The organism is Streptomyces sp. NPDC091280, assembly GCF_044768565.1.
Taxonomy (GTDB): Bacteria; Actinomycetota; Actinomycetes; order Streptomycetales; family Streptomycetaceae; genus Streptomyces.
The window spans coordinates 185,224-199,405 of sequence record NZ_JBIVUZ010000011.1; the positions used below are offsets into that span (position 1 = coordinate 185,224).

Consider the following 14,182-nt stretch of genomic DNA (forward strand, 5'->3'; position numbering starts at 1 on the left):
CGACAGCCTCATGGGAAAACGGTAGGCGAGCGGACGGGGGTGCGGAAGACGGGGTCCGGCCCACCGCCGCCCCCGACAGACCGACGGGTCGGTGGGCCGATGGGGCGGTGGGATCAGCTCGCGGTGCCCGCGGGGATTCCGTCCCCCGGCTTCACGTCCCGCAGCAGACAGGTCAGCCGCGCGCTGCACACCCGCCGCCCCTCCTCGTCACTGATCACGATCTCGTACGTCGCCGTCGAGCGGCCCCGGTGCACGGGTGTGGCCACGCCGGTGACCAGGCCGGAGCGGACGCCGCGGTGGTGGGTGCAGTTCAGGTCGACGCCCACGGCGATCTTCGAACTGCCGCCGTGCAGCATGGCCCCCAGGGAGCCGAGGGTCTCGGCGAGTACGGCGGACGCGCCGCCGTGCAGCAGGCCGTAGGGCTGGGTGTTGCCCTCGACCGGCATGGTGCCGACGACGCGCTCCGCGGACGCCTCCACGACGTCCACGCCCATGCGCGTGCCGAGGTGGCCCGCCGAGAACAGGGCGACCAGGTCGACGCCGAGCGCCGAGTACTCGTCGATGACGTCCTGCGGGAACCTCGTTCGCTGCTGCTCGCCCATGGGACCGGACTCCGTTCGTCTTCGCCTGGCTGGTTGGATCTGACGGTCGGCTGAGCAAACGCTCAGTCGGTCGCCGATTGTTCCAGACGTACGACGACGGACTTGCTGGCCGGGGTGTTGCTGGTGTCGGCGGTGGCGTCCAGCGGGACGAGGACGTTGGTCTCGGGGTAGTAGGCGGCGGCGCAGCCCCGCGCGGTCGGGTAGTGCACCACCCGGAAGCCGGGCGCCCGCCGCTCCACGCCGTCCTTCCACTCGCCGACCAGGTCGACGTACGAGCCGTCGGCTATCCCCAGCCGGGCGGCGTCGTCGGGGTGGACCATGACGACCCGGCGCCCGTTCTTGATGCCCCGGTAGCGGTCGTCGAGGCCGTAGATCGTGGTGTTGTACTGGTCGTGCGAGCGCAGCGTCTGCAACAGCAGGCGCCCTTCGGGGAGTTCGGGGTATTCGACGGGCGCGGCGGTGAAGTTGGCCTTGCCGGTGGCGGTCGGGAAGCGGCGTTCGTCGCGCGGGGCGTGCGGGAGGGCGAAGCCGCCAGGGCGGGCCACGCGAGTGTTGAAGTCGGTGAAGCCTGGTATCACGCGCGCTATCCGGTCGCGGATCGTCGCGTAGTCCTTCTCGAACTCCTCCCAGGGCGTGCGGGATTCGGCGCCCAGGACACGGCGGGCGAGACGGCACACGATGGCCGGCTCGGACAACAGGTGGGCGCTCGCGGGCTCCAGCCGGCCGCGCGAGGCGTGCACCATGCCCATGGAGTCCTCGACGGTCACGAACTGCTCGCCGCCGCCCTGGAGATCGCGCTCGGTGCGGCCCAGGGTGGGCAGGATCAGGGCGCGCGCGCCGGTGACCACGTGCGAGCGGTTCAGCTTCGTCGACACATGCACGGTGAGCTTGGCGCGCCGCATGGCCGCCTCGGTGACCTCGGTGTCGGGGGAGGCGGACACGAAGTTGCCGCCCATCGCGAAGAACACCTTCGCCTCGCCGTCGCGCAGCGCGCGGATCGCGGCGACCACGTCGTAGCCGTGCTCGCGCGGCGGGGCGAAGCCGAACTCCTTCTCCAGGGCGTCCAGGAAGGCGGGCGCCGGGCGCTCGAAGATGCCCATGGTGCGGTCGCCCTGCACGTTGCTGTGGCCGCGCACCGGGCACACGCCCGCGCCCGGGCGGCCGATGTTGCCGCGCAGCAGAAGGAAGTTGACGACCTCGCGGATGGTCGGCACGGAGTGCTTGTGCTGGGTGAGGCCCATCGCCCAGCACACGATGGTGCGTTCGGAGGCGAGCGCCATCTCCAGGGTCCGCTCGATCTCCGCGCGGGTCAGGCCGGTCGCGAGCAGCGTCTCGTCCCAGTCGGCCGCGCGCGCGGCCTTCGCGAACTCCTCGTAGCCGTGGGTGTGTTCGTCGACGAAACCCTGGTCGACCGCGCCCTCCGTCTCCAGGATGAGCTTGTTCAGGAGGCGGAAGAGGGCCTGGTCGCCGCCGATGCGGATCTGGAGGAACAGGTCGGTCAGGGCGGCGCCCTTGAGCATGCCCTGCGGGGTCTGCGGGTTCTTGAACTTCTCCAGGCCCGCCTCGGGCAGCGGGTTGACGCTGATGATCTTCGCGCCGTTGGCCTTGGCCTTCTCCAGCGCGGACAGCATGCGCGGGTGGTTGGTGCCCGGGTTCTGGCCGGCCACGATGATCAGGTCGGCCCGGTAGAGGTCCTCCAGCAGGACGCTGCCCTTGCCGATGCCGATCGTCTCGTTCAGCGCGGAACCCGACGACTCGTGGCACATGTTCGAGCAGTCCGGCAGATTGTTGGTGCCGAGCTCCCGCGCGAACAACTGGTACAGGAACGCCGCCTCGTTGCTGGTGCGGCCCGAGGTGTAGAACAGCGCCTCGTCCGGCGAGCCGAGGGCGGCGATCTCCTCGGCGACGATGTCGAACGCCCGCTCCCAGGTGACCGGTTCGTAGTGCTCGGCCCCTTCGGGGAGGTACATGGGGTGCGTGAGCCGACCCTGCTGGCCCAGCCAGTAGCCGCTGCGCGTCGCGAGGTCGGCCACCGGATGCGCGGCGAAGAACTCGGGGGTCACCCGGCGCAGGGTGGCCTCCTCCGCGACCGCCTTCGCGCCGTTCTCGCAGAACTCCGCCGTGTGCCGGTGGTCCGGCTCCGGCCAGGCGCAGCCCGGACAGTCGAAGCCGTCCTTCTGATTGACCCGCAGCAGTGTCAGCGCGGTGCGCTTCACGCCCATCTGCTGCTGGGCGATGCGCAGCGTGTGCCCGATCGCCGGCAGTCCGGCCGCGGCATGCTTCGGCTCGGTGACCTGCGGCGCGTCCTGGACCGGATCACCCTGGGGCGGCTTCGTGGCCATCGCGGGCCCTCCTTCGCTGGCACGTGTGCACTACATGTCCGATCCTCGCACGGAGGACCGACAACGTCCGAGGCCGTGTACCGACAACGCCCGAAGCCGCGTACCGACAACGTCCGAGGCCGTCCCCGCACGACTTCCCTGCACGACTTCCCCGCACGGCATCTCCGCACGGCTTCTCCGCACGCCGTCGCGGCGGCCGTGACCCCGACTGTCAGTGGGGCGTGGCAGGATCGGGGTCGTGGCAGAGACAGCATCGAAGAAGACCGACAAGACCTCCGGCGGAGACCGTCCACGGCTGATGCTGATGGACGGGCACTCACTGGCCTACCGCGCGTTCTTCGCGCTGCCCGCGGAGAACTTCACGACCGCGACGGGCCAGCCGACGAACGCGATCTACGGCTTCGCGTCGATGCTGGCCAACACCCTGCGTGACGAGGCGCCCACGCACTTCGCGGTGGCCTTCGACGTGTCCCGCAAGACCTGGCGCTCCGAGGAGTTCACGGAGTACAAGGCGAACCGCTCCAAGACCCCGGACGAGTTCAAGGGCCAGGTCGAGCTGATCGGCGAGCTGCTCGACGCGATGCACGTCTCCCGGTTCGCGGTCGACGGCTTCGAGGCCGACGACGTCATCGCCACGCTCGCCACCCAGGCCGAGGCCGAGGGCTTCGACGTCCTGATCGTCACCGGCGACCGCGACTCCTTCCAGCTGGTGTCCGAGCACACCACGGTGCTCTACCCGACGAAGGGCGTCTCCGAGCTGACCCGGTTCACTCCGGAGAAGGTTGTCGAGAAGTACGGGTTGACGCCCGCCCAGTACCCCGACTTCGCCGCCCTGCGCGGCGACCCGTCCGACAACCTCCCCGGCATCCCCGGCGTCGGCGAGAAGACCGCCGCGAAGTGGATCAACCAGTTCGGTTCCTTCGCCGAGTTGGTCGAGCGCGTCGACGAGGTCAAGGGCAAGGCCGGCCAGAACCTCCGCGACCACCTGGACGCCGTCAAGCTCAACCGCCGCCTGACCGAGATGGTCAAGGACGTCGAACTGCCCAGGACGGTCGTCGACCTGGAGCGCGCCCCCTACGACCGCACGGCCGTCGCGATGGTCCTCGACACCCTGGAGATCCGCAACCCCTCGCTGCGCGAACGGCTGCTGGCCGTCGACCCGGGCAGCGAGGAGGCCGACGCGGCCCCGCCCGCCGAGAGCGGAGTGGCGGTCGACGGCTCGGTCCTCGCCACCGGTGAACTCACCGGCTGGCTCGCCGACTACGGCACGGAACCCCTCGGTGTCGCCACCGTCGACACCTGGACCCTCGGCTCCGGCTCGGTCACCGAGGTCGCGCTCGCCACCGCCGGGGGACCGGCCGCCTGGTTCGACCCGGCCGAGCTGGACGAGAGCGACGAGAACGCGTTCGCGGCCTGGCTGGCCGACGTCGACCGCCCCAAGGTGTTCCACAACGCCAAGGGCGCCATGCGGGTCTTCGCCGAGCACGGCTGGGACATCGCCGGCATCACCATGGACACCGCGCTCGCCGCCTACCTGGTCAAGCCCGGCCGCCGCTCCTTCGACCTGGACGCGCTGTCCCTGGAGTACCTCGGCCGCGAGCTGGCCCCCGCCGCCACCGCCGACGGCCAGCTGGCCTTCGGCGCGGAGGACGGCGCCGAGGCGGACGCCCTGATGGTGCAGGCCCGCGCGATCCTCGACTTGGGGGACGCCTTCGGGGAGCGCCTCCAGGAGGTCGGTGCCACGGACCTCCTGCGGGACATGGAGCTGCCCACCTCGATCCTGCTCGCCCGCCTGGAGCGGTACGGCATCGCGGCCGACAGGGCGCACCTCGAAGCCATGGAGCAGATGTTCGCCGGAGCCGTGCAGCAGGCGGTGAAGGAGGCGCACGCGGCGGCCGGACACGAGTTCAACCTCGGCTCGCCCAAGCAGCTCCAGGAAGTCCTCTTCGGCGAACTCGGCCTGCCCAAGACCAAGAAGACGAAGACCGGCTACACCACCGACGCCGACGCCCTGGCCTGGCTCGCCAACCAGACGGACAACGAACTGCCGGTCATCATGCTCCGCCACCGCGAACAGGCGAAGCTGCGCGTCACCGTCGAGGGCCTGATCAAGACGGTCGCGGCGGACGGCCGGATCCACACCACGTTCAACCAGACGGTCGCCGCGACCGGCCGTCTCTCCTCCACCGACCCGAACCTCCAGAACATCCCGGTCCGCACGGACGAGGGCCGCGCGATCCGCAGGGGCTTCGTCGTCGGCGAGGGCTTCGAATCCCTCATGACCGCGGACTACAGCCAGATCGAACTGCGCGTGATGGCCCATCTCTCCGAGGACGAGGGCCTGTTGGAGGCCTTCACCTCGGGCGAGGACCTGCACACCACGGTCGCCTCGCAGGTGTTCTCCGTCGAGGGCTCCAAGGTCGACGCGGAGATGCGCCGCAAGATCAAGGCGATGTCGTACGGCCTCGCCTACGGCCTGTCCGCCTTCGGCCTCTCCCAGCAGCTGAACATCGACGCGGGCGAGGCACGGGTCCTGATGGACACCTACTTCGAGCGCTTCGGCGGGGTACGGGACTATCTGCGCCGCGCGGTCGACGAGGCGCGGGCCACGGGCTACACGGCGACCCTCTTCGGCCGCCGCCGCTACCTCCCCGACCTCAACAGCGACAACCGCCAACGCCGTGAGGCCGCCGAGCGGATGGCCCTCAACGCACCCATCCAGGGCACCGCGGCGGACATCGTCAAGATGGCCATGCTCAAGGTCGACACCGCCCTGCGCGAGGCCGGCCTGAAGTCCCGCATGCTCCTCCAGGTCCACGACGAAATCGTCCTGGAGATCGCCCCCGGCGAACGAGCGGCCACGGAGGAGCTGGTCCGCCACGAGATGGCGGGCGCGGTGCATCTCCGGGCACCGCTGGACGTCTCGGTGGGAGCGGGGCCGGACTGGGAGTCGGCGGCACACTAGCCCGCGGCGGTGCGGCGGAGGGCTGTCCCGGTCGAGCCATCCCACTCGGTCGGAGCCGACTCTCCGCCGCGCGCGCTTCCCCACCCCGGCGACAGAAAAGCCCCGTACAGCCCCCGCAGGGCCCCCGCCCGATCCTCGCAAGGCCCCGCCCGACCCCCGGCCTGCCCCGTCACCCGCGTGGCCCCCGCGAAGGCGCCCCCCGCGCCCGGAGACCGTAAGGATGCGGGCATGGGTATACGCATGCTCCATCGCCGGTCGGGCCGGGCACGGACGCAGGCGCGGGCGGCGGGCGCCGCCGCCGCACCGGTCACGCCCCGCCGGCCGGTCCCGGCCCTCGCCGCCGGCGCAAGCACCGCCCGCATCCCCGCCGACCTCGCCATGGCCGTCCGGCACACGGCCGAGGGGCTTCGGAGCCGCCTCACGTTCCGGGACGACACGGCCCTCGACCCCCGAGAACAGGCCAGACACCCGCAGGGGCCGGCCACCACGCCCACCGGCACGCCCGTGTGGCGGCTGTGGGCGGAGCTGGGGCGCGGCTACCTGGACCTCGTGCTCGCCCGGCTGCCGAGGTCACATGCCGCGCACACCATGACGGTGTTCATCGCGACCCCGTCGGACGGCTCCGGTCCGCGCTGACCTCGTCGGACACCCCGGAGGCCACCGGGCGCCACACACGGACGCCCACGGCGTACAGCAGCACGCCCAGGACCAGCCCGGCGCCCGCGCCGAAGCACAGGGTCGGGATCAGGTCCCAGGCGGTCGCCGTCGAACCCCAGTAGGCCCACCAGTGCGACGCCCGTTCCAACGCCGCCACCAGCGCGCAGCCGCCGATGACGGCACCGGCCGCCCACCGGTCCCGTACCGACAACTCCGGCACCCCCACGGGCCCGGCGGCCGGAGTCCGTCGTAGCGCACGCACCACGAACGCGGCGATCAGCAGGGCGCCGACCGCCGAACTGCCGTACTGGAGAGCCGAGAACAGGGGTCTGCCGCCCACCACGCGGTCGAGGACGGGGAACAGCCGTACGCCCCACCGGTCATGGTGGGTGAACGCGTCCCACACGACATGGGTCAGGCCGCCGAGGACCGCCGAGACGTACCACCACGCGGCCAGTGACGGGGTGGCACGCGCGCGTGGCGTTCCGCAGCGCAGCAGGGTCGCCGTCCGGGGCCGACGGGCGCGGGGGAGGAGGGCCACCAGGGGTTCGCGCAGCAGCAGCCACAGGGCGACCGTCGTCCAGGTGATGAGGACGTCGACCGTGAGGACGCCCGGGAAGGAGTGCGTGACGTTCCCGAACTCCATCGCCCCGGGGACCGCGCTCGCCGCGTAGTAGGTCATGTCGGGGGCGAAGGAACCCGCCACCAGCACCGCCGGTACCAGCCGGCCGCGCCCCCGGCCGTCGCCGCGCACGGCGGGCAGTACGGCGGCGGCATGACTCAAAGTGAACGGCAACAGGGCTCCCCGTAGGAGTCATCGGCATATGGCCAGGTGGTGAATAACGGCCACCAACGGGTGCCCGTGCAAAGCAAGTTGTCGTAGGGTCGCCTGGGCCCCCACGCGGGGCCCGCCGGCGGGCGGAGACGGAGAACAAGTACACACCATCCGATAACCACCACGAGGGCAACCTGCGGGGCGGCTCGACCGTCACAACAGGCGCAGAGGCAACAGAGAAGGCGGGCGCTCGCGCGTCCCTGGGAGGGGTTCACTCCATGACGGCGCATTTCGGCAAGCGGCTGCGCAAGGGGGCGGCGACGACAGCGGTGGCCGCGGCAGCGGTCGCGGCACTGTCCGCGTCCCAGGCTCCGGCGGCGACCGGCGACCACAGAACGCTCCCCGCCGGCCGGACCGTGCCCGAAGGAAGCGACGCGAGCACCGGTCGCAGCGCCACCGGGGACTCGCCGTACTACACCGACCTCCCGCCGCTCAGCAGCCCGCTCCCCAGCCCCAGCCAGTCGCCCTCCATAGGGACCCCGGTCTCGGTGGGCGCGGCCGAGGCGGGCATCCCCGCGACCGTCCTGGACGCCTACAAGAAGGCCGAGGCCGAACTCGCCGGCTCCAAGCCCGGCTGCAACCTGCCCTGGCAACTCCTCGCCGCCATCGGCAAGGTGGAGTCGGGCCAGGCGCGCGGCGGCCAGGTCGACGCGAACGGCACCACGACCTCCAAGATCCTCGGCCCCGCGCTCGACGGCAACGGCTTCGCGCTCATCCGGGACACCGACAACGGCAAGTACGACGGCAACAGCGAGTACGACCAGGCCGTCGGGCCGATGCAGTTCATCCCGTCCACCTGGGCCTGGGCGGGCCGCGACGGCAACGGCGACGGGGTCAAGGACCCCAACAACGTCTACGACGCGGCGCTCGCCGCCGGGCACTACCTGTGCCGCAACAACTGGAACCTGTCGACCGACGCGGGCCTGCGCAGCGCGATCCTCAGCTACAACAACTCGACGGACTACCTCAACACGGTCCTGTCGTGGCTGGAGTTCTACCGCAAGGGCACCCACTCGGTCCCGGACGGCACGGGCAGCCTGCCCTCGAACCGCAGCGACGACGGCTCCAGCGCCGGTTCCACGCCTTCGGAGTCGCCGTCGACCCCGTCCACGCCGGCCACGCCGAGCACCCCGGCCAAACCGACCACTCCGGCCACGCCGAGCACTCCTTCCACGCCGACGCCCACGCCCACCCCCACCGACACGGTGGCCAAGCTGGCGGACGCGGGCACGGCGAAGCTCACCGCCACGGCGGGCGACGCGTTCACCAAGAACATCAGCACCCGCGCCCAGGACTCGGCCGGCAAGGGCGTCGCCAAGGTCAGGATCCGGTTCACGATCGTGGGGACCACGGACGCCACGTTCGCGGGCGGCGAGCAGGTCGCCCTGGTCTCCACCAACGCCTCCGGTGTCGCCGTCGCCCCGGCCCTCCAGGCCGGCGAGACCACCGGTGACTTCACCGTCCGCGCCACGCTCCTGGGCCGTGCGATCACCGCCCTCGACTACACGGCGAGCGTCACGCCCCGGGTCGCCGACACCCTCGTGCGCACCAGCACCACCGCGCTGACCTGCACCCCGGGCGGCGAGTTCGCCGACCAGGTCGAGGTGAAGGCCACCAATGGCGGCGCGGTCGCCGGCAAGGTCGCGGCCACCGCGACCCTCATCAAGGCGGCCGACGACGCCACCGAGAACGACAAGGGCCCCTACTTCAAGGACGCCGACGGCAAGACCGTCCGCACCCTCACCGGCCTGGCCACGGACGCGGATGGCCTCCTGAAGCTGCCGAAGCTGTACGCGGACGACACCACCGGCACCTTCCTGCTCCGCATCACCACCACCGGCGGCGCGACCCTCACGGTCGAACTGACCGTGGCCGCGGCGACCGACACCTCCTCGCCCAGCCCGAGCCCCAGCCCCAGCACGTCGGCCGACCCGAGCACTTCGGCCTCGCCGAGCGCCTAGTACGGCCGCACCACCCCGCGACAAGGGCGCCCCTCCGCTTCGGCGGACGGGCGCCCTCGCCGTGTCGTCCTCCCATACGTGTGCGACGTGTTCTCATCTCGCCCGCGCGTTGCTACGGTGCCCGACCTGACGACCTATCAGTTCCTGTCCGCCGGGAGGCCCGTCATGCGTGCCCTGATCGCCGCCGCGACCGGACTGGTGCTCGCCTTCGCGCTGATCCTGACCATCACCGCGTTGGGCTCGCCGATGGGGAAGACCTCCCCGAAACCGCTGCTGACGACAGTGCCCGCGCATCCGTAAACGATTGCGCAAGCGTTTACGCAAGCCTTTGCGCAAGCGTTCAACCGCCCGGGATGGAGGCCGAGATGCGCCGCAAGGCCAGCCTGATCCTGCTCGCCCTCGCCGTGTTCTTCACGGCGCTGTCCCCGCTGCTGCGCTGGTACGCCTTCCCGCGCCTGGCCAAGATCCCGGCGAACCAGTACCAGGCCGTGGTCCTGGAGGCGAAGAACGCCACCCTCCTCGACTACGGCACCATGCAGGCCAAGACGGTCCCCAAGGTCACCATCGTGCAGACCCTCAAGGGCAACGTCGAGGCCGCCAAGAAGATCGACAAGACCGCGGGCCGGGACGTCGTCGTCTGGGACGGCCTGTCCTACGTCCAGGGCCCCGACGGCAAGATGGTCTCCTCGATCCCCGAGCGCTACATCTTCGACGCGCACACCCAGGAGCCCGTCCACGCCACCGGCGAGATGGTCGACGGCGACCCGGTGAAGCGGGACGGCATCGAGTTCAAGTTCCCGTTCCTGACCCAGAAACGGGACTACGAGTACTTCGACGCGCAGACCCGCACCACCAACCCCATCCACTACAAGGGCACCCAGGACTTCCGCGGCGTCAAGGTCTACTACTTCGAGCAGACCATCCCCTGGACCAAGGTCCCCTTCCCCAAGACGATGCCGGTCAAGGGCATCACCCCGGAGTCCGTCGCCAAGACGGGCACCACCCGCTGGTACACCACGGTCCGCAGGTTCTGGGTCGAACCCGTCACCGGGGCACCGGTCTACGGCGAGGAGATCCACAAGGAGGAACTGCGCGGCGGCACCCTCCTGGGCGGTCGCGCGAAGGTCACGGCGTTCGCCGGCGACGTGAAGATGCGCGAGGACTACATCAAGCACACCGTCGCCCTGGTGAAGTCCAACCGCACCCTCGTCCTGCTGCTGGTCTCCTACCTCCCCTGGGGCTTCCTGACCCTCGGCATCCTCCTGCTCGCGCTCTCCCTCTACCTGGAGGCCCGCAGCAGGCGTCCCGGAGACCCTGCCCCCGCCGAGGTCCAGGAACCCGAACCCGTCACCGCCTGAGCCGCGCGTTGGTGAACCGCGTGGCCTCGGCGGTCGACGGGTCCTCGGGCCACGGGTGCTTCGGATACCGCCCCCGCAACTCGGCCCGCACGTCCCGGTACCCGTCCTTCCAGAAGGACGCGAGATCGGCGGTCACGGCGGCGGGCCGCCCGGCCGGAGACAGCAGATGCACCAGCACCGGCACCCCCGCGAGTTCCGGCGACTCCTGGAGCCCGAACATCTCCTGCAACTTCACGGCGAGCACGGGCTGTTCGGGGTTCCCGTAGTCGATCCGGATCATGGACCCACTCGGTACGGCGATCCGCTCCGGCGCCAGCTCACCGAGCCGCCCGGCCTCCCCGGAGGCCCACGGCAGCAGTCTCTGGAGCGCCTGCCCCGCCTCGATCCGCCCCAGGTCGCTCCGCCGCCGGGCCCGCCCCAACTCGGGCTCCAGCCACTCGTCCACGCGCGCGTGCAGCGCGTCGTCCGACACATCGGGCCAGGGCGCCCCGACACGCAGCCACAGGAACGCGAGCCGCTGCCGCAGCAGCCGGGCATCGGCCGACCACCGCAACAGCCCGAACCCCTCCTGCCGCAACCCGTCGACCAGCGCGTCCCGTACGGCCACGGGGTCGGCGTCCTTCAGCGGCCGAACCGCCAACTCGACGGCCCCCAGCCGCTCGACGCGCCGGGCCACGACGTCACCGTCGGCCCAGTGCACCTCGTCCGCCTCGCTGAGCAGCGCCCGCGCCGCGAACCGGGCGACGTCCTCGTCGACGACGGCACCGAGCTGCACGCGCGCGTGCCCCTTGCCGACGGGCCGGTCCGCCGCGGCGACGGCGATCCAGGGGGCGCCGCGGAGGGGGCTGCCGTCGCGTAGCTCGGCACGGGTGCCGGAGACGAGGAGACAGGAACCGCCGTCGGCCTTGGCGACCCGCTCGGGGTAGGCGAGGGCGGCGACGAGGCCGGCGAGGGCGTCGTCGCTCGTGCCGTTCACTTCTGGAGCGCTGTGACGGGTGGGCTCGTCGGACATCTCCGCCCCCACGGCCCGCAGCCGCCGGACCTCCGCACGCCACCGCCCGGCATAGGCGTCACCCCCACGCCGGGCGCGCCGCACGGCGGACGCGAGATCGTCGCCGTACTCCCGCGGAGCCTCCTCGCTGAGTAGTGCGACGACCTCCGCACCCGCCGCGCCCGTGTCCAACAGCGCCCGTCCCAGCCGGGGATGCAACCCCAGCCGAGCCAGCCGCACGCCCCGGTCCGTGGCCCGCCCGGCGGAGTCCACCGCGCCCACCGCGGCCAGCACAGCCCGAGCCGCCGCCATGGCCCCGGAAGGAGGCGCGTCGAGCAACGCCAGCCCCGACGCCCCGGGATCCCCCCAGCACGCCGCCTGAAGGGCGAACGCCGTCAGGTCGGCCACCTTGATCTCCGGCGCCGGAAAACGCGGCAGACGCGCGTCCTCGGCCTCCGCCCAGCACCGGTACACCACCCCCGGCGCCTCCCGTCCGGCCCGCCCCGCCCGCTGCCGCCCGGCCGCCTGCGAGGCCCGTACGGTCGTCAACGCGCTGAGCCCGCGCGCGTGATCGACCCGCGGCTCCCGGGCCAACCCGGAGTCCACGACCACCCGGACCCCGGGAACCGTCAGCGAGGACTCCGCCACGGACGTCGCCAGCACCACCCGCCGCCGCGCCCCCGGGGAGAGCACCGCGTCCTGCACGGCGGCCGGTGCCCGCCCGTGCACCTGGAGCAGCTCGATGTCCCCGAGGTCCCCCAACTGCCCGGCGACACGGGCGATCTCGCCCACGCCGGGCAGGAAGCACAGCACGTCCCCGTCCCGATCCGACAGCGCCCGCCGCACCACCGACGCGACGTGGGTGAGCAGCGCCGGATCCACCCGCATCCCGTGCGGCGGCCGTACCGGCCGTACCGGAGGCGTCCACACGACCCCCACCGGGTACGCGACGCCCTCCGCCTCGACCACCGGCGCGTCCCCCAACAGCCGGGCCCAGCCCTGCGCGTCGGTGGTCGCGGACGCCGCGAGCAGCCGCAACTCGGGCCGCAGCGCCTCCCGTACGTCGACCAGGAAGGCCGCCGCGGTGTCCGCGTCCAGGTGCCGCTCGTGGCACTCGTCCAGGACCACGGCGTCGACGCCCGCCAACTCCTGGTCCCGTTGCAGGCGTTGGAGCAGCACTCCGGTCGTGACGACCTCCACGCGCGCGTGCCGTCCCACGATCCGCTCACCGCGCACGGTGTAGCCGACGCTCTCCCCGACCCGCTCGCCCAGCAGCCACGCCATCCGCCGGGCCGCGGCCCGCGCCGCGATCCGCCGCGGCTCGGCGACGACCACGCGCCGTACGGGCCGCCCCTCGTCGAGCAGCCCGGCCAGCGCGAGCGGTACCAGCGTCGTCTTGCCGGTGCCGGGCGGCGCGACGAGCACCGCGGCGCCGCCCGCGTCCAGGGCGGCGTCGAGTCCGGGCAGGGCACTGCGGACGGGCAGCGCGTCGAGGGCGTCGTAGCGGATCACGCCCCCAGTGTCGTACGACCGCCGGAACGGCCCCTACGCGCGCGTGCCCCTTGTTCGCGGCGGGGCTCGGTCAGTTGCGGTCGCGTTCGCAGACGTAGATGGCCGTGCCCGGGATCAGGTTGCCGCGCAGGGGCGACCAGCCGCCCCACTCGGCGGTGTTCCAGGACGGCCACTCCGGCTCGACCACGTCCACCAGGCGCAGGCCGGACGCCACGATGTCGCGGACGCGGTCGCCGAGGGTGCGGTGGTGCTCGACGTAGACCGCGCGGCCGTCGTCGTCCTGCTCGACGTACGGAGTGCGGTCGAAGTAGGAGGCCGAGACCGTGAGTCCCTCGGGGCCCGGCTCGTCGGGGAACGCCCAGCGGATCGGGTGCGTGGCCGAGAAGACGAACCGGCCGCCGGGGCGCAGCACCCGGTGCACCTCGCGCAGCACCAGGGCGGGGTCGGCGACGAACGGCAGCGCCCCGTAGGCCGAGCACGCCAGGTCGAAGGATGCGTCCGCGAAGGGCAGCGCGCCCGCGTCGGCGCACACCAGAGGGAACGATCCGCCGATCCGCAGCGCGTGCTGGAGCTGGCGGTGCGAGAGGTCGAGGGCCACCGGACGGGCACCCTGGGCGGTCAGCCAGCGCGAGCACTGGGCCGCGCCGGCGCCGATCTCCAGGACGTCCTTGCCCTTCAGTTCCTCGGGCGGGCCGAGGAGTTCGGCCTCCACTTCGTCGAGGCCCTCGGGGCCCCACACGAACCGGTCGTCGCCGAGGAAGGTGCCGTGTTCGACCTGGTAGTCGTCCGCGTTGCGGTCCCACCAGCCCCGGTTGGCGCGGGAACTCTCGGTGACGTCGGCGTCACGCCGGGTGGCTTCCGGTTCGAACGCATCGGGCTCTTGGATGATCGGCTCCCTCGTCGTACTCTTCCGTCACCTCTACGGTGCGGCTGCCCCGGCGGCGTCACTGAAGGGGTGT

General features: G+C 72.1%; 10 protein-coding genes. 5 read left to right on the forward strand and 5 right to left on the reverse strand.

Annotated elements, in window-relative coordinates:
• Positions 1-113 precede the first annotated feature (113 nt).
• Positions 114-602 (reverse strand): hotdog fold thioesterase, encoded by a 489-nt coding sequence (locus tag ACIQPR_RS31510; protein ID WP_403655158.1) that lies wholly within the window; start codon positions 600-602, stop codon positions 114-116.
• Positions 603-664: 62 nt separating this feature from the next.
• The gene (locus tag ACIQPR_RS31515) at positions 665-2,944 is read right to left on the reverse strand and encodes an FdhF/YdeP family oxidoreductase (RefSeq protein ID WP_403655159.1); all 2,280 of its coding nucleotides are present in this window, start codon (positions 2,942-2,944) and stop codon (positions 665-667) included.
• A 238-nt stretch (positions 2,945-3,182) separates the two neighbouring features.
• Between ACIQPR_RS31515 and polA the strand changes: the two genes are divergently transcribed.
• Positions 3,183-5,909 (forward strand): DNA polymerase I, encoded by a 2,727-nt coding sequence (gene polA, locus ACIQPR_RS31520; protein ID WP_403655160.1) that lies wholly within the window; start codon positions 3,183-3,185, stop codon positions 5,907-5,909.
• A 228-nt stretch (positions 5,910-6,137) separates the two neighbouring features.
• Positions 6,138-6,545, forward strand: a complete 408-nt coding sequence (locus ACIQPR_RS31525; RefSeq protein ID WP_403655161.1) for a hypothetical protein — start codon at positions 6,138-6,140, stop codon at positions 6,543-6,545.
• Here the strand turns inward: ACIQPR_RS31525 and ACIQPR_RS31530 are convergent.
• The gene (locus tag ACIQPR_RS31530) at positions 6,508-7,362 is read right to left on the reverse strand and encodes a DUF4184 family protein (RefSeq protein WP_403655163.1); all 855 of its coding nucleotides are present in this window, start codon (positions 7,360-7,362) and stop codon (positions 6,508-6,510) included. The two genes, ACIQPR_RS31525 and ACIQPR_RS31530, sit on opposite strands and share 38 nt — an antisense overlap.
• 257 nt (positions 7,363-7,619) lie before the next feature.
• On the opposite strand from ACIQPR_RS31530, the gene ACIQPR_RS31535 reads away from it, so the two are divergent.
• The 3 genes from ACIQPR_RS31535 (at position 7,620) to ACIQPR_RS31545 (ending at position 10,720) form a co-directional block, all read left to right on the forward strand.
• Positions 7,620-9,362: a lytic transglycosylase domain-containing protein gene (locus tag ACIQPR_RS31535; protein WP_403655165.1), complete on the forward strand. Its 1,743-nt coding sequence runs from the start codon at positions 7,620-7,622 to the stop codon at positions 9,360-9,362.
• A gap of 165 nt (positions 9,363-9,527) precedes the next feature.
• Positions 9,528-9,662 (forward strand): SPW_0924 family protein, encoded by a 135-nt coding sequence (locus ACIQPR_RS31540; RefSeq protein ID WP_403655167.1) that lies wholly within the window; start codon positions 9,528-9,530, stop codon positions 9,660-9,662.
• Positions 9,663-9,727: 65 nt separating this feature from the next.
• Entirely contained in the window at positions 9,728-10,720 is a 993-nt protein-coding gene (locus tag ACIQPR_RS31545) for a DUF3068 domain-containing protein (RefSeq protein ID WP_403655169.1), read from the forward strand.
• Here ACIQPR_RS31545 and hrpB read toward each other — a convergent pair.
• Positions 10,710-13,223, reverse strand: coding sequence for an ATP-dependent helicase HrpB (gene hrpB, locus ACIQPR_RS31550; protein ID WP_403655171.1), 2,514 nt, complete (start codon positions 13,221-13,223; stop codon positions 10,710-10,712). The two genes, ACIQPR_RS31545 and hrpB, sit on opposite strands and share 11 nt — an antisense overlap.
• Before the next feature lie 70 nt (positions 13,224-13,293).
• A complete protein-coding gene (locus ACIQPR_RS31555; protein ID WP_403655638.1) occupies positions 13,294-14,112 on the reverse strand; it encodes a class I SAM-dependent methyltransferase in 819 nt (272 codons plus the stop codon).
• Positions 14,113-14,182 lie beyond the last annotated feature (70 nt).